Genomic DNA, 2,636 nt, shown 5'->3' with positions numbered 1-2,636 from the left:
CACGAAGACCAGCGAGAACCCCAGCACGAAGCAGGCGCCGAGTAGCATGGCGCGGGAGCGCGGCGGCGCATCGCGCACCCCGGTGCCGCAGGCATAGGCGACCCAGCCCGGAACGAGCGGCAGCACGCAAGGCGACAGGAAGGAGACCAGGCCACCGCCAAAGGCGAGCAGAAGACCGAGGGCAGAAAGATCGAGCGTCATGCGGCTCGCTCTCGGCGCGTGGCGGCCATCCCTGCCAAACTTGCCAGCACGGCAATGAGGAATGGCTGGTCTCCAAGGCGCGCGTAAAGCGTCTCGCCCGGCAGCGCCGCAGGCAGTGCCGTGTCCAGCACGCCGCGCACGCCGAGTGCCAGCCGCTGCCGCTCACGACCGTAGGCATCGGTCACGAAGGAGATTCCACCATTTGCAACGCGCACCATCGGCAAGCCGAATTCTACCGCGCGCATCCTGGCCGCCAGCGCATGCTGATGCGGGCCCCAGGAACGGCCGAACCAAGCGTCGTTGGTGAGGGTCAGGATCCAGCCGGCCTCGCGCGCCGCCCCGCTCCCACGGCCGGGGAAGATCACCTCGTAGCAGATCAGCGTGACGGCTGCCGGCAGGCCCGGGATCGGCAATGGCGAGAGGTCCGTGCCGGGCGAGAAATCCACGGTGCCCTCCGTCAACTTCGGAATGCCGGACAGCCACGCGCGGAAGGGCATGTATTCTCCGAATGGAACGAGCCTGACCTTGTCGTAGACCGACAGGATTTGGGCCGTGTCGTCGAGCACGAGGGCGCTGTTGCGCATCGAAGGGCCTTCGGCGGAGTCCAGACCCCGCCGCACCGAGCCGGTGACGAGAGCACCTTCCCGCGGTACCACGGCTGCAATTGCGGCGCGGACCGCAGGCTCCTCCGCCACCAGGTAGGGAACTGCCGTCTCGGGCCATAGTAGATGGGTTGGCCCCTCCCCAGAAGAGCCTGGCGCTTGGCTGAGGGTCAGAAGATCGGAGAGGATGCGCCTCCGCTCCGACGGCTCCCATTTGAGGGATTGCGCCACATTGGGCTGCACCAGGCGAAGGCGAACATCCGGCACGTCAGGTGGCGGCGGTACGGCGAGCCGCGCTGCGCCGGTTGCCCAGACAAGTGCCAGTAGGGTCGCCGCAACGCCGAAGGGCCAAGCTCGCCGCAGGGAAAGCCCGAGTGCTGGAAGAGCCGCCAGGATGATGGTCACCAGGCCCAGACCATGGACCCCCACAAAGGCAGCAAGCTGTAACGGCGCGTCGGCGAAGCCCCAGGCATGCCCCGCAAGATTCCAGGGAAAGCCGGTGAGAACCGCACCGCGCAGCCATTCGCCGGCGGCCCAGCAGACTGCGTAGGCAATGAGAAGGCGCGCACCGCCCCTGCGGCCTGCCACGAGGCGGGCCGCCGCGAGCGACAGCGCAGGAAATAGCGCGAGACCCGCCGACAGCGCCGCAAGCGCAGGGAGGGCGAATGGACCGAATCTCTCGGCATCGACCGCAAAAGCCTCGGTAATCCAGCCCAACCCTGTGGCGAAGCTGCCGAGGCCGAATAGCCAGCCGAGAAGGAAGGCGCCGCCGATTGAGCGGGTTCGTTCCAGAAGCAGGAACAGGCCACCGAAACCGATAAAGAGAAGCGGCAGCAGGTGTAGCGGCGCGAAAGCAAGCGGCGTGACCGCCCCTAGGCCAAGGCCCGCAAGCTTTTGCAACAACTCAACTCGGGACCGTCTCACCTCCGCCTTATCCGGCACGGGAAATTGGATGAACGCTGCCCTGCGTTCCGCCTTCACCGCGGCGCCGTCGCTGCGGCCCGCCGCGCCTCCCCCTGCTCACCAATACGCACCATGGCAACTGCGTAAAACACGGCCACAAGCACGAACAGCACCGCGAGGATCGCGCGAGAGCGGTGCTTTTGGGCAGCGCGGCGTAAATCATCAGAGGGCGACGTGTCGTCGTTCAATGGTCATGCCCCCGAAGCTCGACGGCGATCTCGCCAGCACGCTCAAAGCGCAGGAATACGCGGATCATATCGCCTGATCTGAGGGGCTGACGCAGGCCATTGAGCGCGAGGTGCGGCCCCTCGGCTTCCATCGTGAGGGTGCCGTCGGTGGGGACGGGAAGGCCTTCGGCTGCGGGGCGGAATTCGGTGGCTGAAACCGGATCGCGTTCCCGCAGGCGCACGGTTTCGACATCAGGCGACCACGCAGAAACGAGGCGATCCATCGTCGTGCCAGTATTCCGGACGATGACGAATCCTTTGCTCTCCCGTGCTTCAGGCGGCACGGCCTGGGCCCAGGCACCGCTAACGACCAGCGGCACAGGTAGTCTATCCTGCGCTGCAGCTGATCGTGAGGAGACCGCCCGCCAGGCCAGGACGATCGCCATCGTCAGCCAGCGGCGCTGCGAGTTGCCATAGTCCATCAATCAAACATCTCCCGAAGCCAGGACTTCCGGCGGACATGATCGCCCCGACCACCGTGTCCCCGCTGATGCCCGCCTTCCGGCTGCCGCCCGCTAGCATTTGGCGTAGTCCAGGCTGACACGGGTGGGGCTGGCGCCGCCTTGGCACGCTCGATGATCTTGTCCAGCTCTCCGCGGTCCAGCCACACGCCGCGGCAGCTCGGGCAATAGTCGATCTCAAT

The 2,636-nt window shown here is 66.5% G+C and carries 5 protein-coding genes; all 5 read right to left on the bottom strand.

What is annotated here, in order from left to right:
- Window positions 1-201 (bottom strand): cytochrome c biogenesis protein CcdA (locus J3S20_RS29765; protein ID WP_216840552.1); only part of this gene is annotated, 201 nt, incomplete at its 3' end.
- Window positions 198-1,784 (bottom strand): apolipoprotein N-acyltransferase, encoded by a 1,587-nt coding sequence (lnt, locus tag J3S20_RS29760; protein ID WP_343215341.1) that lies wholly within the window; start codon window positions 1,782-1,784, stop codon window positions 198-200. The genes lnt and J3S20_RS29765, both read right to left, overlap by 4 nt.
- Window positions 1,781-1,954, bottom strand: coding sequence for a hypothetical protein (locus J3S20_RS29755; protein WP_216840551.1), 174 nt, complete (start codon window positions 1,952-1,954; stop codon window positions 1,781-1,783). Before J3S20_RS29755 ends, lnt begins: the two co-directional genes overlap by 4 nt.
- The gene (locus J3S20_RS29750; RefSeq protein WP_216840550.1) at window positions 1,951-2,415 is read right to left on the bottom strand and encodes a copper chaperone PCu(A)C; all 465 of its coding nucleotides are present in this window, start codon (window positions 2,413-2,415) and stop codon (window positions 1,951-1,953) included. The genes J3S20_RS29755 and J3S20_RS29750 overlap by 4 nt, the downstream gene beginning before the upstream one ends.
- The gene (locus tag J3S20_RS29745) at window positions 2,415-2,630 is read right to left on the bottom strand and encodes a TFIIB-type zinc ribbon-containing protein (protein WP_343215342.1); all 216 of its coding nucleotides are present in this window, start codon (window positions 2,628-2,630) and stop codon (window positions 2,415-2,417) included. Before J3S20_RS29745 ends, J3S20_RS29750 begins: the two co-directional genes overlap by 1 nt.
- Between the last annotated feature and the right edge of the window lie 6 nt (window positions 2,631-2,636).

It is taken from the genome of Falsiroseomonas tokyonensis (assembly GCF_019024325.1).
Lineage (GTDB): Bacteria > Pseudomonadota > Alphaproteobacteria > Acetobacterales > Acetobacteraceae > Falsiroseomonas > Falsiroseomonas tokyonensis.
The sequence above is the reverse complement of the archived record's forward strand: the minus strand, read 5'-3'. Positions and strand labels throughout refer to the sequence as shown.

Excerpts from the sequence above, each read along its gene's own strand:
- J3S20_RS29750 (WP_216840550.1), bottom strand. The coding sequence starts at position 2,415 with ATGGACTATGGCAACTCGCAGCGCCGCTGGCTGACGATGGCGATCGTC.